The organism is Acinetobacter silvestris, assembly GCF_002135235.1.
GTDB lineage: Bacteria > Pseudomonadota > Gammaproteobacteria > Pseudomonadales > Moraxellaceae > Acinetobacter > Acinetobacter silvestris.
In genome coordinates, this window is sequence record NZ_NEGB01000001.1 from 644,373 (window position 1) to 666,257 (window position 21,885).

Consider the following 21,885-nt stretch of genomic DNA (forward strand, 5'->3'; position numbering starts at 1 on the left):
GGTCAAGCAATATTTTTAATAGATTTTATTCAACAATCTGCCACTTAATGGTTAAAAGCATCAGCTTAATGAAAGCTTTAGTAGCCTTTATGAATCAATAATATAAATGTTTTAAGTTTTTGAATGACCATTCAAATCTTTCTTTAACTTTTTATTTTCCAAACCAGAAATATGATCAAGATTGATATCGTGACCACGGGTAAATCGAGTCATAAATTTTAATCCTGGAATATAATCTTTTAAATTATAGTCATAGCGGACTGTATAAGCCTTTTCATTTTTATTTAAAAAATCAGTTGACCAAGAATCCATATAAGTAGCCGTTTCTCCACCGCTTAAATATGGCATTTCCGTATCCCCAGAATTGTGAATATAACCTGCACTCAACTTATGATTATTCTTAGATACGCCAAATATTAAATTGCCATGATGATTATCAATCTCTCCTGCAGCTTTTTGCCCTGAATCCACCGTCCTAAAATAGCGAAAATCGGTATAGAAATTCATATCTTCTGTGAGTATGTGAGTATGTGAGTATGTGAGTATGTGAGTATGTGAGTATGTGAGTATCATTCAAACCTAAATAATATTGATCATAAATATCATGCAAATTTGCATGAAATACGGCAATTTCTGATTGCTTAGCCAGAGAGTAATTTAGTCCTAAATAATATATACCTGAGCTTTCTACAGGTTTAAAGCGTCCATTGGCAGGGATAAGTCTAATACTTTCAAAATCGGTTGAATCTCGATGATTTACTTTATCCAAATAAGCCATTTCTAATTTTATATTTTTAAGGTCTTTAGAAACTAACTGAACGCCTCGATAAGTTTGAGGCAATACTCGACTAAAAGAGCTTATTACCACAGGTGTTTTAGGAAATAATGTCCCATATTTTAATTCAGTTTCTGCATACTTAAATTTTGCAGTTGCTCCAATTTCTGCAAATGTATCTATTGGCTCCCCTGTTTTTGAATTATAAGGTAAAATTCCCGCGCCACGATGTTCCGCATCTCCCCATAACTTAACACCTGTCCCTGCATAAATATCTAAGCCAGCACCAATCAAACCCTCTGTATAGCCAGAGTTTATGTTGAGCATTAAACTTTGTGCCCATTCTTTTGCTGCTGGTTGAGCTACTTTTTCACCAATATAGTTGCGATCAATATAAACATTCTTCGCTGTTACACTGACCGTTGATTGATCAATTAATGCAGAATATTCAGATGGTATTGTGAGCATACTTATGCAAAGTGTCGTTAAGATTGAATTTTTCATGTCACCAATGTCCTTTTAAAGCCTAAATGCAACGATCCTGTTGCGGTAAAACGGTTCAATTTTTTGGATTATTCAAATTTTTCAGTCAGTTTTTCACTAAAAAAATTGCAGAATTCCCTAATGAATTTTCAATGATTGAAAATTCATATTTAAGTGTGTAATGAACAAATAGAATGGATGATCTAAATAATATTTTTTAATTAGATCATCAACTTGGAATTTAAACAGATGATTTTTAATCAAGCTTCAAATGAAGCAAAAAGATTAGTCTGTGTATTTCACATTAAAGTTTTTAATCACTCCATTATAGGCAAATGGCGCTTGGTCATAATATGCTTGCGAAACAGGTGAGCCAACATCAGAGCCAATATCGAAAGTTTCATTTACAGTAAAGCCAAAAGAAACTAATTTTGGAATGGTATCTCGTGCAAACTCCTCACCATTGACTAAAATCACGAGATCACCCGATGACAAATGTTTTATACCTTCAACAGATGGTTTCTTTTTCAAAATCACTTCAACTTTCACATCGCCAACAGGCAGTTTTTTGCTGCTTTTGATTTTGGTTCTTTCAATTTCAAATGAATTATATTCATACTGAAGTACCCCATCTTTAATAAACAAGCTAACTCCACCACCAAAGCCACCGATGGCAAAAAGTACGCCTTGTGCATTTGCTGGATTTTTCAAATCAATGGTCAGATGATTATTTCGGCTCGCCAGTCGTGGCGCGGTAAATTCAGGAATCCGCGTAATAACTGATTTATAATTATATTCAGTTGCTGGATTCACCTTTAATTTATCTGGATGGATCATGGTATAAAGTGCTCCACCAATCGGTAGATTTTTATTTTTACGTGATTCTTCCATGAAGTTTTTCTTCATTTCTTCCAGCCTTTCTGGATATTTTTTTGCCAAATCATTTGCTTGGGTAAAATCTTCTTTTAAATTATAAAGTTCCCAAACATCTTTACTTGGTGTCCATGTTGCAAGTCCAGGGTTAGTTGCACTCCATGGGATACGTGGCCCAAATGTACCTGCCATCCAACCATCTTTATAAATTGCGCGGCTTCCCATAATGTCAAAAAACTGCACATGCTTATGGTCTTTCGCTTTTTGTATACGCCATACTCACACCATCTAGAGTGTCTTGAGTAAAGCCATTCACGACTTTCGGCGGCGTGATATTTAAGATTTCATAAATGGTCGGGGTAATATCATTCACATGATGAAATTGAGACCGCATATGTTTATCTGCTTTGATTTTTTTCGGCCAAGCAACAGCCAATGGTTGACGTGTTCCACCTAGGGTCGAAGCAACCAATTTGGTTCCTTTAAACGGCGCAGAACCTGCCCATGCCCATCCAGCATGATACATGCTACTGGTTTTAGGCGTACCTAAGGCATCTAGACCACCTAGCTCATCATTTAAAACACGGATATGATCATCTATTTTACTTGGTATACGATTCAGCACGAGCATTTCACTGATCGTACCTTGTAAGCCTTCAGCACTAGAACCATTATCGCCCCAAATATAATAGACCAAAGTATTGTCGGCAATTCCCATATCATCAAGGCTATCCAAGATTCGACCTACGTTATAATCGGTATGTTCAACGAAACCCGCAAAAACTTCCATTAATCGCGTTTGGAAGGCACGCTCTTTTTCAGGAATGCTATTCCATGCAGGTAATGAATCTGGTCGAGGCGTTAATTGAGCATTTTTCGGAATAAAACCCAGTTTTTTCTGTCTTTCAAATGCAATTTTACGATATTCATCCCAACCCGCATCAAACTTGCCCTTATATTTATCTGCCCATTTTCGATCCACCTGATGTGGTCCGTGCACGGCGCCCGGTGCCCAGTACATAAATAAAGGCTTATTCGGACTTAAGGCTTTTTGTGTTTTCATCCAACCAATGACATTGTCGGTCAAATCATCGGTGAGATGATAATCACCTTGGGATGTCTTTGCAGGTTTATCAATATAGCTCGTATCTAAAATAAGTGATGGATCATACTGCGATGCTTCACCGCCAAAAAAACCCTAGAAATGTTCAAAACCATAGCCCGTCGGCCAAAAGTCGAAAGGACCTGCTTGAGTCGTATCTGCAGTTGGTGTGTTATGCCATTTTCCAAAAGCAGCAGTGCTGTAACCATAGTTTTTAACAACCTCTGCCAATGTTGCAGATGTTTTAGGAATGACACCACTAAAGCCATCCCAATCGTTAGCTAATTCTGTAATTTGACCATTACCTACACGTGTATGATTACGTCCAGTCAGTAATGCTGCTCGTGTTGGCGAACACATGGCTGTGGAATGGAATTGGTTATATGAAATCCCTTTATTTGCAACACGGCTTAAATTAGGCGTGTGCACTAAACCACCATAGGTATCTGGAATACCTGGTCCCACATCATCTAATAAAATAATTAAAATATTAGGTGCATCCGCAGGAAGCTTTTGCTGTTCTACACGGCGGATATGTGTGGATTCTTCCATCGTGTCTTTGGCAATACTTGCTGAAGGTGTCGGCGGAAATGGCAACACATCTTGCGCCAAAATAACAGTTGGTACGCCTAGCAATCCACTCAGAGGTAAGAGCATTATGCTTAATGTTTTTATTTTAAATTTGGTAAAAACTTTCATAATGTATGTCCTTTACATTAGGTATGAACTGACAAATAAAGTGAACGTTATTGAAGAACGATACGTTTATTTCTCTTGTAAATTCGTTAATATTAGGACGTATAAAGCATTTAACGCGCCAACCATATAAAGTAAATAAAATCAGTAATATAGGGTTAAAAATAAAATGTAAGTGTATTTTTATTTAACGCTTTAAAAATTAGAGTGTCCAAATATAAAACACATTTAATAAGAGATACTTTCTGAAATTATGACTTTTTACGCAAAGATTTAATTGCAAGTCATCTAATACAATACTAGGTAACATAAATAGCTAACTCTAGCTAAATTTGGTTATGAACGTGTTTGCCTATGGTAGGTTTGTGCAACAAAGCCCTCAGAAACTGAACAGTAAATAAAAAAATCCAAAATCATTTCCACCATGCGTATGATATTAAGCATAATTTTAGTAATTTTTTATATTCCATATATTTGGCTTGTTATCCCCCCTTCTCATTTGTATTTTTAGAGCAAGGATATGGATAAGACACTGAATTAATCTAGTACTGATGATGAGAATGAATTTGAATGAAAAAAATTAAATATTCTTTAGTATTTTCTATACTTTTAGGGCTTACGGCATGTGGTGGAGGAAGTGACGAGGTTTCAAAAGAAATACCGCCAAACGAAGCTAACAATATGGCGCCTGTTGCAATCATTCAATCAAAGAATAACCCTGTACCTATAGTCGTAGGATCTACAATTGTACTGGATGGTTCAGAAAGTACTGATGATCATTCGAGTACGCTCACCTATCAATGGTCAGTCAAGTTAAAGCCTGAAAACAGTTCCCCTTCTATTGGATCAACCAATACTAAAAAATTTAATTTTATTCCTGACACCATTGGTAATTATGAAGTCAGCTTGATCGTCAATGATGGTGAACTAGATAGTCTAATCAGTGTGGTATCGATACAAGTTGTTGAAAAACAAATCACTCAACCACCAAATGAATTGGGCAAGGTCGTATTCCGTGATGGTTTCTGGACAGGGAAAATCAATGTCGATAAGCAAAATGTGAACGCGAATGACTACACATGGAGTGAAATGGCACTCGAAATGGAAAATAGTAGTTCCGCAGAGATTGTAAAAGATCCTGCGGGTAGTAGTCAAAATGTGGCAAAATTCACTGTGCCTGATGATGGTCAATCATTTAGAGCAGAAATCCAGAGAAAGCAGTTCAAATGGGGGCATTATAATTATTCAGTTTCCCACTACATTCCCTCGACTTGGCCAATATTTAAATATGGAACCATTTTAGCCCAATGGCATGGGTATAGTTTAAATAATAAAAATCTAAACCCACCAATTGCACTCGTCCTGAATGGGGAAAAACCTGAATGGCAGCTCCATGTATATCATTTAAAGCCACTATCTTCGCCTTTAGATGCACCAGAAACAGTGTTAAATCGTTATATCCTTGATGTGCCCGTAACTTATAATCAATGGAATAATTGGAATTTTGATATTCAATGGTCTCAGCTCGATGCTAATAATCAATTGATTCCAGGTTTAATTGTGGTGAAACATAATGATAAAGAAGTCGCTAGAGTTTCTGGAGAGAACAACTATCATCAAGCATGGCCGCCCTATTTCCAAATGGGAATATATAGATCAAGCTGGAGAGAAGGTGCTCTTCTGAACCGTCCCATAGGAGGACAACCTATTGAGGTCTTTCATAAAGATGTGGTAATCAAGGATCTTAATTAGTTTCATTAATTTTGTTGCATAAACATTTAAAAATTATAAATAATTGAGCATAGATATACTTTCAATTAAAAATGGAGCTTTTAAGCTCCATTTTCTTTGTCAGCAGTTTACGAAACAAATCGCTCAACAATAACAGTACAGCGAGTTATTAATGCATTCGACCGATAAACCTTAATCCTACCCCTGATTCCGTCATAATATATTTAGGATGAATTGCATCATCACTTAACTTATTGCGTAATTTTGCCACTAAAATACGTAAATAATGCGTATCTTCCTGATGCGTTGGTCCCCATAACTCTTTTAAAATTTGTGGTTGAGTAATAAGTTGACCACTGTGCTGAGCAAGTAACATCAATAATTGAAACTCTTTACGGGTTAAAGCAATGAGTTGATTTTCTATAAAAACTTGACGTTGAGCGAAATTAATTTTCAGAAAACCATCATCAAAAATAGCGGATTCAACTTGGATGGGTATGTTTCTTAACATGACTCGAATACGGGCCATGAGTTCTTGCACATTAAACGGCTTTGTCACATAGTCATTTGCATCCGCATCTAACAATGCCACTTTTTCTTCTTCACTCGAACGAACAGACAGTATAATTACGGGAACTTGCGACCAGACACGTAGCTCTTTTAATACCTCTTGCCCATCTAAATCGGGTAAACCTAAATCCAAAATGACCAAGTCTGCACCTTGTAAAGCAAGAACTTCTAAACCCTGCTGTCCAGTTTCTGCTAGAAGTGTCTTATATCCTTGAGCACGTAAAGCAATATCTAAAAATTTACGAATTTGAGTTTCATCATCAATAATTAATATATTAACGGCGTTACTGGGCATATCAGGATTGTTCATCATGCTTTATTTCTCTTTTATGCCATCATTTGCTGTATAGGAAGTAAAATCCGAATACATGTGCCACGATTATGCTTTGCAGCAGTTGCTGATATTTGTCCCATATGTGCCCCAATAATGGCTTTAACAATTGTTAAGCCCAAACCGGTACCATATTGCCCACGATCACCACGTTGCATCGTGTAGAACATATCAAAGATTCGATTTCGCTCATCTTCTGGTATGCCTAAGCCTTGATCACTGATAGAAATTTGAACCTGTGTATCATCAATTTTTTTTACTTCAATTTCAACTGCTTCATCTTCAGGTGAAAACTTTGCCGCATTTTCCAAAACATTAAAAATGGCTTGTTCAATTAATGCTGCATGTACAAATAAGCTGATTGCAGCTTCAGGCATCGCAATATGGATATGCACTTTAGGTAAATATCTTTTTAACCGCCGTACAGCAGATCCAACCAATTCATCCATCCCAACCCAATCGCGTTTTAAACTTAAACCTTCATGACCTAAACGGGTCATATCCAATAGATTTTGAATATAACGATCTAAACGCTCTCCTTCTAAATGAATTGCCTCAAGTAAACTATTTTGATCGGCTTCATCCATAGAATGCCGATAATTACTCAAGGTCTCCGCAGCACCAATAATTGATGCTAAAGGTGAACGTAAGTCGTGTGACACTGATGATAATAAAGCTGAACGTAATTTTTCTGTTTCAGAGGTGACATTGGCAACTTCTAATTCTTTGGTCAGCTTAGCCCTTGAAATGGCTTGGGCAGTATATTCAATCATGGTTTCAGCTAAACGTTTTTGTTCAACACTGAGCGTTTTTATTTCATGACTAAATTTTACACCAATGACACCTAAACATAATTTAGATGCCAAAAGCGGTAAAAACCACCATTCATTTTCAGTCAACGTTTGTGTAAAACGACCTGAAGGTTGATGATTAGAGATCGTCCATTCGGCTGATATTTTTTCTTTTTCTGAAAGTTGCAAATGGTTCGAATCATTGGCAAGAACATCTTGATTTGGAATATAGAATAAAATTTCTGCCTTTAAATTTTGCTCTAAACTTTGCTTTGCAATTACATGCATTTGTTCTAAATTTGCGGCAATAGAGAGTTTTTGCCCTAAATCTTGCATAATACTATTATAACTATTCGCGGCTTTTAACGCCGTGACTTGTTCTCGTAACCGTGAGGCCAAACGACTGGCAATCAGTGCTGCAGCTAAAAATGCGACAACCGTAATCACTCCCTGATGCGCTGAAATTTGTAAAGTATATTTGGGCATAATAAAGAAGAAATTATAAGCCAGAAAAAAAATGATCGCGGAACATACAGCTGCGATCATCCGCGTTCTGGATGCAACAAAAACCACTGCTGTGATAAAAACCACCGAAAGCTCTTCAATGCCAAGAAGTTTTTCTCCAAGACTTGCAATTACAATACTAATAATTGTCGTCAGTAAAACAAAAATAGATTCTTTGAGGCTCAAAAATAGGCTTTTGGGGAAGCTCTGTTGAACGTGCCTTAGTTCTGCTTGAATCGGAACAATACTGAGTTCAAAATTTGGATGATGCAGTAATATCTGCTGAATCACATTGGGTTTAAAGCTAAACCAATGTCTTTTCTGTTGATTTTGTGCAACAACTAAAGTTGAAATACCGCGCTCCAAGGCAAATTCAGATAAAATTTTGGTGTGTTGTTGACCATATAAAATTTCGGTCATTCCACCCAGTTGGCGGCTGAGATTGAGTGCCCGTTCGATTTCTCGACTTTGAGCATCTAATTTTCTGTGCTGGTTTTGATGTTCATCCATAAACACCACGACCGTCCAAGCAGCTAATCGATGTTCGGCAATCCGGCAGCCTGCCCGAACTAAGGCCTCAGATTGCCCTAACCCGTCCAGCATAATCAAAATATGATTTTTGAGTGGAATCGGTATTAGCCCATGTAAAGCAAAGTTTTCACGGACATCACTATCAACATGACTGGCAACTGTTTGCATTGCTAGCTCACGTAAAGCCGTCAAATTGGAAGCGTTGAAAAATCCTTGCAGCGCATGTTGTATTTGTTCAGGAATATAAACTTTACCCTGATTTAAGCGCTCCAAAAGTTCATTCACAGGCAAGTCAATTAAACGAATATCACGGATTCGATCAAAGACCCGATCTGGTACAGTTTCTTTAACTCGAATCCCTGTAATCTGATAAATCACATCATTTAAACTTTCTAAATGTTGAATATTCATGGTGGTAAAAACATCAATACCGGCATCAAGTAATTCATTGATATCTTGCCAGCGTTTTTCATGCCGACTTCCAGGCATATTGCTATGCGCAAATTCATCTACCAATACAATGTCAGGTTTCTGGTAAAGAACTGCATCCAAATCCATTTCTTCAAGAGCATGCCCTTGGTATTGCATTATTTTTCGTGGAATTAAAGGTAATCCTTCAATTAATTTTTCAGTTTCTAAGCGGCCATGTGTTTCAATATAAGCAATAACAATATTTTGCCCTTGTTGAAATAAATCACGAGCGCGCACTAACATTGCATAGGTTTTTCCTACACCTGGTGCAGCACCTAAGAAAATAGTTAAACGCCCTGACTGATAGCGTTGTGCGTGTTGCAGTAAAACATCTACTTTATTATTTCGATTTTCAGTCATAAAGATAATCTTTCATATGAAATAAACTCTTTAATTTTATTCAATGTCATGTTTTCTTAGATCATTATAAGCTTGCTGGCATTTAGCAGTTAAGATTTAATAGATTCTACGCGAAGGCTAATTTTAGTAATAATCAGCAACGAATGACTTTTACATCTAACAAAATGAAGGAAGAAGTCCTTCATTTTGTTTTACGATTATCTCATTTGATCCAAAGCCAAATTCAACTCTAAAACATTGATACGTTCTTGCCCTAAAAACCCCAAAGTTGGTTTTAAGGTTTGCTCTTGAATCAGGTCAGTTACTTGTTGATCCGTTAAATTTCTTTGCAAGGCAATACGTTTTACTTGAATCATCGCAGCTTGCACACTAATCTCAGGGTCTATACCACTGCCTGAAGCAGTTACCAAATCACTTGGAATTTGGTTAGGACGAACATGATCCTTAACTTCAATATCTGCAATGCGTTGCGCAATAATTTTAGTCAATTCAGGATTAGTTATTGCCATGTTACTTCCGGCCATCATCATCAGATCATAATGGGCTGCCGAAGGCCGAGCTTGGAAATATTGAGGATCTTGAAAGGGTTGAGCCACTAAACTTGAACCTAAAATTTTTCCATCTAATTCAATCATGCTGCCATTGGCTTGGTGTGGAAATATCAATTGTCCCAAACCTGTAGCGACTGAACTATATAAAAAACCACATAAGCCTAAACTTATCACGCTTAATCCAATGGACGCGCGAATGAGTAACGTATATGAAGGCTGTACTAACTGTTCTGCATTTATTATATTCATGTTCATCACCTTACAAGACTAAAACTTGATTAATAACAAGATCAATGGCTTTAATTGCAAAAAATGGCAATAACACTCCTCCCACACCATAAATCATCATGTTACGACGTAATAATTGTGTCGATGTTGAAGGTTTAAATTTCACGCCACGTAAAGCAATTGGTATGAGCAGCGGAATAATGATTGCGTTAAAAATGAGTGCCGAAAGAATCGCAGTTTCAGGACTGCCTAACTGCATGATATTTAACACATGCATTTGTGGAATGGCAGCAACAAAAAGTGCCGGTAATATCGCAAAATATTTTGAAATATCATTGGCTAAAGAGAAAGTAGTTAATGCACCACGAGTAATCAATTGCTGTTTACCAATTTCAACCACAGCCAATAATTTAGTCGGATCTGAATCTAAATCCACCATATTGCCGGCTTCTTTGGCTGCTTGTGTACCTGAATTCATGGCCAAACCAATATCAGCCTGTGCAAGAGCTGGTGCATCATTGGTACCATCACCAACCATTGCCACCAAATGACCTTTATTTTGCTCAGTACGAATACAATTGAGTTTGTCTTCAGGTCTAGCTTCGGCAATATAATCATCCACACCCGCTTCAGCAGCAATGGTAGCAGCGGTCAGTGGATTGTCCCCTGTCACCATTACGGTTTTAATCCCCATTTCACGTAAACGAGCAAACTTTTCTTTAATCCCAGATTTAATGACATCTGAAAGTTCAATTACCCCCAACAGGTTTTGTCCACGCGCAACGACAAGTGGTGTCGCACCTTTCGATGCAACTTGTTCAACCCGAGTTTTGAGTTCACTGTGGTGAGAAATATCTTGTGATGTAAATTTTAAAATTGCATCCAATGCACCTTTACGAATTTGCTGCCCATCTGCCAAATTTACCCCAGAAATACGTGTCGAAGCATTAAAAGGAATGAATTCGGCCTGTTCCGGATCAATAATTTTTTCACCCTGTTCTTTCGCCAAAGCAACGACTGATTTTCCTTCTGGCGTAGGATCTGCCAGCGATGTTAAGACTGCTGCTTGACGCAGTTCAGATTCAGAAACCCCAGTGAGTGGATAAAATACGGTTGCTTGACGATCACCATAAGTAATCGTTCCAGTTTTATCGAGTAAAAGGACGTCAATATCACCGGCTATTTCGACAGCTTTACCTGATTTTGCGATCACATTGGCTTTTAAGGCGCGGTTCATCCCTGCGATCCCGATCGCGGGTAATAAGCCACCGATCGTAGTTGGAATCAGGCACACCAATAAAGCCACCAAGAGAATGGGGTTGATGGAAATATTGAGAAAGTGACCAATAATCGGCAAACTACATACCACAATAATAAAAGTCACGGTCATTACCGTCAGCAATATACCCAGTGCAATTTCATTTGGGGTTTTTTGACGATTTGAACCTTCAACTAAAGCAATCATTCGGTCTAAAAAGCTATGCCCAGATTCTGCGGTCACCTGAACAATAATTCGATCCGTTAAAACCTTCGTCCCAGCAATGACTCCTGAACGATCTGTTCCAGCCTCACGGAGTACAGGTGCAGACTCCCCTGTTACGGCCGCTTCATTAATGGTTGCAAAGCCGTGAATAATTTCACCATCTGCTGGAATTAACTCACCGGCTCGCACCTCAATTAAATCATCGAGATTCAAAAGTGTCGCAGCAACTTGAGAGCCGTCTTTATCGTCCAAAGATCTTAAACGACGGGCTGTTAAGTTTTGGCGTGCTTGTCTGAGCGATGAAGCCTGACCACGCCCTTTGGCCTCTGCAATGGCTTCTGCGTAATTGGCAAACAATACGGTGATAAATAAAATTAGGGTAACCAGCGAACTGAAAACAAAACTGGCTTTGCCAAATACTGTACTAATTAAAGTAATAATCGTCCCTAACCAAACAATGGCCATAACCGGATTTTTAATCGCATGTTGGGGCAAAAGTTTAATAAAAGCATCTTTCCATGCTTCAGCTTGAAACAGTGTTGAAGTATTTTTTTGGGAATTTTTGGAATTATTCATGAATATTACTCCACCTGAACCAATAAGAGATGATCAGCGATTGGCCCTAACACCAAGACAGGCATAAACTGCAATAAGGTCAACATCACTACGATGGCAATCAGTGTTAAAGCAAAAGTTGGGGTTTCAACTTTTAAACTACCGTTGCTTTCAGGTGCTTGGCGTTTTGCAGCCAAACGTGTCGCAATAATGAGAGGAATAATGAGCGTTGGGAATCGTCCTAAAAGGAGAGCAATACTACAGGTGACATTCCACCAAACGGTATTATCTGCTAGACCTTCAAAACCTGAGCCATTATTGGCAAATGCGGATACATACTCATATAAAACTTGGGAAACCCCATGATACGCAGGATTACTATTCCCCGTTAAACTTGGGAAAAATAAGGTAATTGAGGTTAATCCTAAAATTACAATTGGCTGAATCAAAATCACAACGGCAAGTAACTTAATTTCTCCAGCTTCAATTTTTCGACCAAAAAGTTCAGGCGTACGTCCAGTCATTAATCCTGCAATAAACACAGCTAAGAATAAATAAATGATAAATTGTTGCAAACCACAACCAATACCGCCCCAAATGGCATTAATCAGCATATTCGACAGTGCAATTAATCCTGTTAATGGTGTAGCAGAATCGTGCATCATATTGACTGAACCATTATTGACCTGCGTGGTAAGTGCTAACCACAGTGCCGAAGATGCTTCACCAAAACGCATTTCTTTGCCTTCCATCACTGAAACTTGCGATGCGGTTTGCGAAAGACTTTCAGACCAAATTGCACTGGAAGTTGAAATAACAGACATTAAAAGCATTGAACCAAAAACGAAGGCTGCAAATTTTGGGCGTTTTGTAAAAAATCCCAACATAAAGATGACAGAAAAAGGAATGAGTAAAATCGCCAACATTTCCATAAAATTAGACAGTGGCGTTGGATTTTCTAAAGGTACGGCACTATTCGGCCCATACCATCCACCACCATTACTGCCCAATTGCTTAATGGCAACCATTGGTGCAATCGGGCCAAGAGGGATTTTTTGAGTTTTTAATTCGGTGGTTTGATCGATAACTTGGACTTCAGGTCCACCTTGGAATGTTGAAGGTACACCTTGGCTATTTAAAAATAATGCCCAAATTAGACAGAGTGGTAATAAAAAACGGAAGGTTGGACGAATCACATCTGCCCAATAATTTCCGACATTGATCATTTTAATTTTTTCAGAAAAACTATGTTCAAGCGTGTTTGACTCAATCGCGGATTGCGTATTGGATTGATCAAAAAACAAAGCACGAATAGTTGCAACGACCATTGCTAAACCCATCATTGGGGCGATGACTTGTAAACCAACGATACCGACCATTTGAGATAAGTAAGACAGCTGTGCCTGACCTGAATAATGCTGCTGATTGGTATTGGTCAAGAATGAAATCGTGGTATGTAAAGCCAGATCCCACGACATATTTGGGGCATTATTTGGATTGAAAGGCAACCCAGCTTGCACCATAAAGAGTACCCAGACCACTAGACCGATGACTATGCAACTGAATATGAAACTCAGAATATAGGTTTTAACATTCATCCCCTGTTTCGAATGTGTACCTAAAACTGCATAAATCGGTTTCTCAAGCCAATTAAATAGAGGGTCAATTTTCATCTCACGATTTTGCATAATTGCCGCAAGATATTTTCCAAGTGGAAAAGCTAAAAGAGTAACAATCAGCAAAAGGAGGATCATCTCTAACATGTCATTTCTCCTGTTACAGAAATGACAATGTTCATCTGTATTATATTTTTAACTATATTCTGTTGTAAGCATGATAAATGATGCTTTACTTGTTGATGAGCTATGAATTTAGCAGCCATCTTTTTCGTCCTAAACATCGGGGATATTCCACAACCTAGTATGAAAAATAACGGCGTAAACTCTCTATTTCAGGACAAATATTTGCCGTAAAAATTACGTAAATTTTTGCTAAATATTGCTAAAAATTAAGCCTTCAAATCAAAAATCTGTATTTAAAAAAATGACTCAATAACCTAAAGTCTTTTTCTTATCCTTTAAGTTATTGAGTCTTTGATTAAAATTTAAAATTCCAGCATTAATATTTACAGAATACGTATACGTAAAAAAATTAGATTTTATTTAATAAAAAGTTTTTTCAAAATTTGATAGAAAAAAGTATTTTGACTATAAGGTGGATATAAAAACTTCATTAAATTAATAAATGATTTTTTATACACGGACTTTATTTTCGAAAATGTTATAAAACCTTCATAACCATGATAATGCCCCATACCTGAACCACCAATCCCACCGAATGGTAACGAGTCAACTCCAACATGAAGAACGGTTTCGTTGATACACATTCCTCCGCTGTGCGTCTCATGTATGACTTTATTTTGCTCATTGGCGTTATTACTAAACAAGTATAGTGCTAATGGTCGTGGCCTATTATTTATATATTCAATGACTTCATCCAAATCATCAAATGCAATAATTGGTAAAATGGGTCCAAATATTTCATTTTGCATAATTAACATTGAATCATCGACATTTTGTATTAATGTTGGTTCTATATAAATTTTGGCTCCTTCAGGAAGGATTGAAGTAACGGTAGCACCTTTAGATTTTGCATCTTCTATATAATGACGTAAGCGGTTATTTTGAACCTGATTGATAATTGCCGTGTAATCAGAATTATCAACGGTATTCGAATAAAAGGCTTGGATCGTGTTTATATAATGCGTGACAAATTCAGTAACTTTATCTTTATGAATAAAGACGTAGTCTGGTGCAACACAAGTTTGCCCTGCATTGACCTGCTTGCCATAAGCAATTTTTTCTGCTGCATCTTTAATATTACTATGAGCACAAACAATTGCAGGTGATTTTCCACCCAGTTCTAATGTGACTGGTGTTAAATTATTTGCAGCAGCAGCCATCACTTTTTTACCAACATTCGTCGACCCAGTATATAAAAGGTGATCGAATGGTAGTTGTGTGAATTCACTGGCAATCATTGCATCACCTAAGATCACACTAATCTGATCTTTATCAAAATATTGTGCTATTAATGACTTCAGTAACAAGGAAAAATGAGGTGTAAATTCACTCATCTTAATCATCACTTTATTACCTGCGGCGATTGCTTGTATAAGCGGCCCCATCGCCAAAAAGAGTGGATAATTCCATGGGACAATAACACCCACTACGCCAAGTGGCTGATAATAAATTGATGCTGAACCTGGTTGAAACAATAAATGCACATGTCTTTTCTGTGGTGCCATCCATTTTTTTAGATGTTTAAGCGTATAGTTTATGGTTAATACTGAAGGCAAAATTTCAAAGGTAATCGTTTCTTGTCGCGCTCTGTTTTTAAAATCTTGATTAATTGCATCAATAATTGAATCCTGATTATCAATAATCATTTTTTTGAGGGTATTTAGATTTTCTTTCCTTGATTTTAAGGAAGGATATTTATCTTTTTCAAAACTTATTTTTTGCTCTCGAAATATTTCTTTAAAAAATTCAACTTCTTCAGTTTGCTCATGATTTAAATTGGTACTATCCATTATTCAATCCCTAAAAATTTAAGATAAATTATTTAAATTCTAAAACTAATTCTTTTGATTAAATCAATCATCATATCTAAAAACAACTTAGTCCTGATCGAATACATGTATATCCAGATCATATGGTACAGCAGCACTTTGTCGCACAAACCGATCTTTGAAGACTCATTCCCTAAGAGTTATCGTACCACTTATGTGTATAGATGCTCAAATACTGTAAATATGGGCTATTCAGCTCACATCGGTGAAGTTTAATTGGAACAAAATGCTGTATTAAATTAACAATGAAATTAATAAACAGATTTGAGCATGAACCTCTTCGTGACAAAACATGAACTGAACATAGTGGCTTAAATTGCTAAAACAATAACAGTGGATGTTTTTTATTCATTTAAATATTTTATCAACGATCATCTAAAAATAAATAGAAATTATTTAAAGTCTGACAACTAATTTCTATTTTATCTTCTCGTGCTGAACTCAGATTAAAGCCCATCAAGGAGTAAGATTGTGATTACATTCATAGGGTTTTTAGCCACAGTATTAATTCAATTTTTAATTTTATGGGCAGTTTTCTTTTTTTCTTTGTCACGAATGATAGGTGCATTCACCATTCTTGTCACTGCCGTTTTGTTAGCATTGATTACACCATGGTCACTCATTATAGGATTCCCACTCATCCTAATCTGTTTAATATTGATGATTAATTCTTTCAGAATGTTAGTTATTACCAAACCTGCTTACAAAATATTAGCGAATGCAATGCCGAGCATGAGTACGACTGAACGTGAAGCCTTAGATGCTGGTACAAGTTGGTGGGAAAAAGAATTATTCATGGGGATACCTGATTGGGAAAAATTTAATGCTTATCCATATCCTGAATTATCACAACAAGAACAATCTTTTATTGATAATGAAGTTGAACAGCTCTGTGTGCTATTAGATGAATGGGAAATTCATACACATAAAGATCTATCACCTGAAGCATGGAAATTCATCAAAAATAATGGCTTTTTAGGTTTAATTATTCCTAAATCTTATGGCGGTCGTGAATTTAGTGCTTTTGCACAAAGTCGAATTATGAGCAAAATCGCATCTCGCTCCCTCACCGCTGCCGTAAGTTGTATGGTTCCAAATTCACTTGGACCCGGTGAGCTATTACTCCATTACGGAACTGATGAACAAAAAGATCGTTATCTTCCAAGCTTAGCTAAAGGTACTGAAATTCCCTGTTTTGGCTTAACTGGTCCTGAAGCAGGTTCTGATGCAGGTGCAATTCCAGATACAGGAATTGTCTGCTACGGAGAGTTTGAAGGAAAGAATGTACTTGGTTTGAACATGAATTTTTCTAAGCGTTGGATTACTCTTGCTCCAATCGCAACAGTCATAGGACTTGCTTTTAAACTTTATGATCCAGATGCTCTATTGGGTGATCCTAATAAAAGTGATTATGGTATTACCTGTGTATTGATTCCAGCATCGCATATAGGTGTTATTGTTGGCCCGCGCCATGATCCGGGTGGTTCTCCATTCATGAATGGTACCGTTGAAGGAAAAGATGTCTTTATTCCAGTTGATTGGATTATTGGTGGTCCAGAGAATGCAGGTAAGGGATGGCGCATGCTCATGGAGTGCTTGGCTGTAGGTCGTGGTATTTCACTCCCTGCACTTGCCACAGCAGCAGGAGAAATGACCTATTTAACTGTAGGTGCATTTGCCAAAATTCGCCAACAATTTGGAATATCAATAGGCAAATTCGCAGGCGTGCAAGAAGCAACCAGCGATATTGCTAGTGATACCTATATGTTAGAAGCTTTTCGCTACTTGGTTACATGTGGATTAAACCAAGGTGGTAAACCTGCTGTAATGACTGCTATGGCAAAATACTATGCCACTGAAACGATGCGTAAGTTGCTTAATCACGGTATGGATGTTGTTGGAGGACGTGCAATTCAACAAGGCCCGCGAAACTTCCTAGCGTTAATGTATCAAGCTATTCCAATCTCTATTACGGTTGAAGGTGCCAATATTCTGAGTCGTTCTTTAATGATATTTGGTCAAGGCTCAATGCGCTGCCATCCCTACCTATTTGAAGAGCTTCAACTGTTACAAATGGAGGATAAAAGTACTGCATTAGAAAAAATGAATACTATTTTTTATCAACATTTAGGTTATACCTTGAACCGAACTGCCCTTGCCTTCACCTATGGTTTTACCGGTGGCTCAAATCATGCCCCAAACAGTGCAGATGCTTTTACTGCACAGTACTATAAAATCATCAATCGTTTTAGTACAGATTTCGCCCTTACTGCGGATATGTGTTTAGGTTTATTAGCCGGTGAGATCAAACGAAAAGAAATGTTATCAGGTCGATTAGCAGACATACATGCATTTATGTTTATTGCAACCGCGATTCTGAAGTTTTATGAACATGGGCAACGTACACAGGCAGAGCAACTTCACGCTCAGCTTGCAATAGAAAAAGTCTTATTTCAAGCTCAAGAAGCTTTTATGGGATTATTTGATAATTTTCCACATGCAATGGCTGCCCATTTAGTAAAATTCATCTGTTTCCCATTTGGTCGACCGCTAGTACAACCAAATGATAAATTAAAGCAACAAGTTGGTGATTTAATCATGGAAGACAATGCCTTTCGTAACTTATTGAAGCAACATGTCTATTACAAGACCGATCCTCAAGATGTGACAGGTCGAATGGAATCTACATTCCAAAGCCTACTTAAAATTCAAGACCTTTGGAATAAATTCAAAAAGGCAGAATCAAAGGATCAATTTAAAGGCTTAACTTTTAAAGAACATATCCGCGATGCTGTTCAAATCAATTTTCTCACCCAAGATGAAGCCAATCTACTGCTTGAATACAATGCAATACGTTATGACAGCATGTTGACTGATATTTTTAATACAGATTTAAACAGCGTTTTACCTTTAGAAAACCCACACCTACCTTCACAAAAATAACCCTTGATACTTACTATGAATGACCTAGATTTCTTAATTTCGGAAATTGTATAAATCCTAAGGCTTTTAATATAATTTATTTCCCAAACTGAGTTCCTGACTTCAAGTCGAGTCGGGTTGTTGATAAAGATGCCAACACATATTCTTTACCGATTGCATCAGTGAGGTATTCTGACCGTCCCAATGTGCCAACATGCAATATGTGATATGAATCCCTTTGGGATGAAACTCTCTTGCCAAAGATTGAGCTAATGCACGAATACTGGCAAACATACTTAGGATTGATCAAATTCAAGCAAAGCGTAGTAAACCCTGAATATTTAAACCATCAGTACCACGTAGCAGTCTTGCCAAACGTCCCAAACCCCAATACAACCTTATTCAATTTATATTCTCATCTATTATTTAATTTATCTGTGCAACAACATATCAGCCTAGGACTAATCAAAATCATCGTACAAATATTTAATGATTCAGCGATGGATAATCATATTGGTTGCCGTTGCATGAGCATACAGTTTCCCATTTTCATCGCGAAGATAGCCTTCTGAAATCACCAAATTTTTACCAACATTAATGACCTTACCTTCTGCAATGAGCTTTTTATTAAATGGCATAGGACGGCACATTTTAATTGCAAGGTCAGTTGTCCCATAGCCTTCACCGGCTGCCAACACCGTATGTGTAGCACAACCGGTTACTGAATCAAGTAAAGTTGCAGCGAAACCACCATGCACACCGCCCAACGGATTAGTATGACGCTCATCCGCAGTCGCTATAAATACAATACGACCATATTCCACATCACCAACCTCATCCATCCCCATTGTTTTTGCAATTCCAGGTGCAGGTACCAGTCCTTTTTGAAAGGCTTGCATCATTTCTAAACCAGTCATGTTTAATGGATTCATATTTATTTCCTATCTATTGCTTAATGAATAAAGTTTTAATCTTTTTAATGCATAAAAGTTGACTGTTCAGTGGACAAACCAATTTTTATTTTAGTTTTTGTTACAATTTCAGATTCATCTGTATCATTCGGATGAAAATCAAAATGGTAGTAAGAGAAAAATTGTGGTACGAGCTTGCGATATACATGCACTGTAAACCCAGCAAATTTTGCCCAAGATTTTAGGTTCAATAATTGCTTATCTCTCGACATCAACACGACTTGATAAACATTAGACAATAAAGTGATTAAAACGAGGTTAAAAGTAAAAATCGCTACACGAGGGATATAAGCATCCAATCCTTTTCCATATAGAGATTCATACATATCATAGGCAACCGCCTTATGTTCGGTTTCTTCAATACTGTGCCATAACCATAAATTACGAATATTTGTATCTGTCATTAACTCATTGACATTTTTCATCATTTCTACCACAAGAACTGCCGTATAATGTTCTAAGCCCACAGTAACAAGTAAATTCCACTTCTTTGGAAAAGTTTTTTCAATTGCTTTTAATATAATCCCTGTTGCCTTTTCTAACGACTCAGGGGCTAAACCATATTGCTGAGCACTGACATGAAAAGCGTGGTGCTCCTTAGAATGCATGGCTTCTTGTCCAATAAAGGCGCCAATATCACGATCTAATTGTGGGTTATTTTTAATTTTCTCTCGCAAAGCACGCACTGAACGTACAAAGTAAGATTCACCTTCAGGAAATAAAGTTGATAGACCAGTGAAGTAATGCGTAAATGTTGGTTCATTATTACACCAATACTTTGGTACTTCCTGAAATTGATAATCCATACGACGTACTGGAAATGATGCAGGCATTTTTTGCTTTAATTTTTCTTTTACTACTAACATAGACATGTCTCACCTCAAAGATTTCACTTTAAAATACTAAGTTCTAAAAAAGAACCTATAAAGTTAAAATAGAGATGCTTCAATAAGTTGTCAATGAAGTTACTGATGAAACCGCCAAGATTGTCCTAAAATGACAGCCTTCTTCCTATAAAGATAAATTGGCGGTATATGTGATGAAATGCTATAAATTAGATGGAATGAATGATCCCATTACACAAAGTTTATATGTAAATTTCAGTTTAAAAACCAGTGAAAAATCACTGGTTTTTAAATCATTGCTCTATCTATTTTACAAAGTTGAATTTAATCTGCTGAAATATCATCAAATAAAACTGAAGATAAATAACGTTCACCGGCATCAGGTAAAATGACGACAATGGTCTTGCCTGCATTTTCAGGACGTTTAGCAAGTATTGCGGCTGCGGCCATTGCTGCACCACTTGAAATCCCAACAAAAATACCTTCTTGAGTTGCTATTTGACGTGCAAATGTAATTGCTTCCGCACTTGGAATTGCAATCACTTCATCCACTAAATCTAAATCTAAATTTTTAGGGATGAAATTTGCACCAATGCCTTGAATTTTATGTGGCCCAGGGGTAAGTGCTTCACGACGCTTGGCCTGACCAATAATTGCTGATTCAGCAGGTTCCACTGCAACAGAATAAATCGCTTGATTTTTAACAGTTTCAAAATAACGTGAAATACCTGTAATGGTTCCACCAGTCCCCACACCTGCAACTAAAATATCGACTTTACCACCTGTCGCTGCCCAAATTTCAGGGCCTGTCGTTTCTTCATGGATTTTTGGATTTGCTGGGTTTTCAAATTGTTGTGGTAAAAAATAAACCGCTGGCTGAGCATCACGAAGACGTTCTGCTTCTTCTATTGCACCCTTCATCCCTTTGGCTGGATCTGTTAAAACCAAATTTGCACCTAAAGCTTTCAGTACTTTACGACGCTCAATGCTCATACTTGAGGGCATGGTTAATGTAATCTTGTAACCTTTGGCTGCCGCAACAAAAGCGAGAGCAATACCGGTATTACCACTTGTCGGTTCTACAATATGCATGCCTTGTTTTAAGGCACCACTTTGTTCAGCATCTGAAATTAAAGCTGCACCAATACGATCTTTGACTGAAAAAGCAGGATTACGGCTTTCAATTTTTGCAAGAACAGTTGCACCCGTTTGAATCACACGATTAATACGGACTAAAGGCGTATTTCCAATTGCCTCGGCATTATTAGAATATACTGCAATACCTAAATTTTCAGTTTTTGGGAAATTTGGATCTGTAGCCATGATCTTTCCTTGATTATAAATAAAGTGATATTTATCTATCATATCGCTTTTTGGTTAAATATTGATATTCACTATTAATATTTAATTATATGAAAAAGTGAATTGTTTATTTTTATAAATCATAATCTTAGTTTTTAACTAAGTTTATATCGCTGAAG

At 37.1% G+C, this 21,885-nt stretch carries 14 protein-coding genes and 2 pseudogenes; 2 read left to right on the forward strand and 14 right to left on the reverse strand.

The features are described 5' to 3' along the window. Positions 1 to 111 precede the first annotated feature (111 nt). From B9T28_RS03090 to B9T28_RS14965, 4 genes and pseudogenes are all read right to left on the reverse strand, one after another. Entirely contained in the window at positions 112 to 471 is a 360-nt protein-coding gene (locus B9T28_RS03090; protein WP_350308291.1) for an OprD family outer membrane porin, read from the reverse strand. A gap of 4 nt (positions 472 to 475) precedes the next feature. Next, positions 476 to 1,279: an OprD family outer membrane porin gene (locus B9T28_RS03095; RefSeq protein WP_086202471.1), complete on the reverse strand. Its 804-nt coding sequence runs from the start codon at positions 1,277 to 1,279 to the stop codon at positions 476 to 478. Positions 1,280 to 1,543: 264 nt separating this feature from the next. Continuing rightward, a complete protein-coding gene (locus B9T28_RS14935; RefSeq protein WP_213032961.1) occupies positions 1,544 to 2,374 on the reverse strand; it encodes a hypothetical protein in 831 nt (276 codons plus the stop codon). Positions 2,375 to 2,378: 4 nt separating this feature from the next. Then, positions 2,379 to 3,932: pseudogene (locus B9T28_RS14965) on the reverse strand (arylsulfatase). Between the two features lie 678 nt (positions 3,933 to 4,610). Between B9T28_RS14965 and B9T28_RS03105 the strand changes: the two are divergent. Next, a complete protein-coding gene (locus tag B9T28_RS03105; RefSeq protein WP_252053417.1) occupies positions 4,611 to 5,681 on the forward strand; it encodes a heparin lyase I family protein in 1,071 nt (356 codons plus the stop codon). Between the two features lie 148 nt (positions 5,682 to 5,829). Here the strand turns inward: B9T28_RS03105 and B9T28_RS03110 are convergent, their stop codons facing one another. The 6 genes from B9T28_RS03110 to B9T28_RS03135 all read right to left on the reverse strand — a co-directional run bounded on the left by B9T28_RS03110 (position 5,830) and on the right by B9T28_RS03135 (position 15,627). Continuing rightward, complete coding sequence (locus B9T28_RS03110; protein WP_086202569.1) at positions 5,830 to 6,540, reverse strand: response regulator; 711 nt, start codon at positions 6,538 to 6,540, stop codon at positions 5,830 to 5,832. A 17-nt stretch (positions 6,541 to 6,557) separates the two neighbouring features. Beyond that, complete coding sequence (locus tag B9T28_RS03115) at positions 6,558 to 9,218, reverse strand: sensor histidine kinase (protein WP_086202473.1); 2,661 nt, start codon at positions 9,216 to 9,218, stop codon at positions 6,558 to 6,560. Between the two features lie 197 nt (positions 9,219 to 9,415). Further along, the gene (gene kdpC, locus B9T28_RS03120) at positions 9,416 to 10,018 is read right to left on the reverse strand and encodes a potassium-transporting ATPase subunit KdpC (protein ID WP_086202474.1); all 603 of its coding nucleotides are present in this window, start codon (positions 10,016 to 10,018) and stop codon (positions 9,416 to 9,418) included. 10 nt (positions 10,019 to 10,028) lie between these two features. Continuing rightward, positions 10,029 to 12,056, reverse strand: a complete 2,028-nt coding sequence (gene kdpB, locus B9T28_RS03125; protein ID WP_086202475.1) for a potassium-transporting ATPase subunit KdpB — start codon at positions 12,054 to 12,056, stop codon at positions 10,029 to 10,031. Between the two features lie 5 nt (positions 12,057 to 12,061). Continuing rightward, complete coding sequence (gene kdpA, locus B9T28_RS03130; protein ID WP_086202476.1) at positions 12,062 to 13,798, reverse strand: potassium-transporting ATPase subunit KdpA; 1,737 nt, start codon at positions 13,796 to 13,798, stop codon at positions 12,062 to 12,064. A 395-nt stretch (positions 13,799 to 14,193) separates the two neighbouring features. Then, on the reverse strand, positions 14,194 to 15,627 hold the full coding sequence (locus tag B9T28_RS03135) for a coniferyl aldehyde dehydrogenase (protein ID WP_086202477.1): 1,434 nt from the start codon (positions 15,625 to 15,627) through the stop codon (positions 14,194 to 14,196). A gap of 513 nt (positions 15,628 to 16,140) precedes the next feature. On the opposite strand from B9T28_RS03135, the gene B9T28_RS03140 reads away from it, so the two are divergent. Then, complete coding sequence (locus tag B9T28_RS03140) at positions 16,141 to 18,609, forward strand: acyl-CoA dehydrogenase (protein WP_086202570.1); 2,469 nt, start codon at positions 16,141 to 16,143, stop codon at positions 18,607 to 18,609. Positions 18,610 to 18,711: 102 nt separating this feature from the next. On the opposite strand, the pseudogene B9T28_RS03145 reads toward B9T28_RS03140, so the two are convergent. The 4 genes and pseudogenes from B9T28_RS03145 to cysK form a co-directional block, all read right to left on the reverse strand. Further along, positions 18,712 to 18,885: pseudogene (locus B9T28_RS03145) on the reverse strand (oxidoreductase); the annotation flags it as partial. 197 nt (positions 18,886 to 19,082) lie between these two features. Continuing rightward, positions 19,083 to 19,520 (reverse strand): PaaI family thioesterase, encoded by a 438-nt coding sequence (locus B9T28_RS03150; protein WP_086202478.1) that lies wholly within the window; start codon positions 19,518 to 19,520, stop codon positions 19,083 to 19,085. Between the two features lie 44 nt (positions 19,521 to 19,564). Continuing rightward, positions 19,565 to 20,431 (reverse strand): metal-dependent hydrolase, encoded by an 867-nt coding sequence (locus tag B9T28_RS03155; RefSeq protein ID WP_086202479.1) that lies wholly within the window; start codon positions 20,429 to 20,431, stop codon positions 19,565 to 19,567. Positions 20,432 to 20,728: 297 nt separating this feature from the next. After that, on the reverse strand, positions 20,729 to 21,727 hold the full coding sequence (cysK, locus tag B9T28_RS03160) for a cysteine synthase A (protein ID WP_086202480.1): 999 nt from the start codon (positions 21,725 to 21,727) through the stop codon (positions 20,729 to 20,731). Positions 21,728 to 21,885: the final 158 nt, after the last annotated feature.

Excerpts from the sequence above, each read along its gene's own strand:
- cysK (WP_086202480.1), bottom strand. The coding sequence starts at position 21,727 with ATGGCTACAGATCCAAATTTCCCAAAAACTGAAAATTTAGGTATTGCA.
- kdpB (WP_086202475.1), bottom strand. The coding sequence starts at position 12,056 with ATGAATAATTCCAAAAATTCCCAAAAAAATACTTCAACACTGTTTCAA.
- B9T28_RS03110 (WP_086202569.1), bottom strand. The coding sequence starts at position 6,540 with ATGAACAATCCTGATATGCCCAGTAACGCCGTTAATATATTAATTATT.
- kdpA (WP_086202476.1), bottom strand. The coding sequence starts at position 13,798 with ATGTTAGAGATGATCCTCCTTTTGCTGATTGTTACTCTTTTAGCTTTT.
- B9T28_RS03150 (WP_086202478.1), bottom strand. The coding sequence starts at position 19,520 with ATGAATCCATTAAACATGACTGGTTTAGAAATGATGCAAGCCTTTCAA.
- B9T28_RS03115 (WP_086202473.1), bottom strand. The coding sequence starts at position 9,218 with ATGACTGAAAATCGAAATAATAAAGTAGATGTTTTACTGCAACACGCA.
- B9T28_RS03105 (WP_252053417.1), top strand. The coding sequence starts at position 4,611 with ATGGCGCCTGTTGCAATCATTCAATCAAAGAATAACCCTGTACCTATA.
- kdpC (WP_086202474.1), bottom strand. The coding sequence starts at position 10,018 with ATGAATATAATAAATGCAGAACAGTTAGTACAGCCTTCATATACGTTA.
- B9T28_RS03135 (WP_086202477.1), bottom strand. The coding sequence starts at position 15,627 with ATGGATAGTACCAATTTAAATCATGAGCAAACTGAAGAAGTTGAATTT.
- B9T28_RS03155 (WP_086202479.1), bottom strand. The coding sequence starts at position 20,431 with ATGTCTATGTTAGTAGTAAAAGAAAAATTAAAGCAAAAAATGCCTGCA.
- B9T28_RS03095 (WP_086202471.1), bottom strand. The coding sequence starts at position 1,279 with ATGAAAAATTCAATCTTAACGACACTTTGCATAAGTATGCTCACAATA.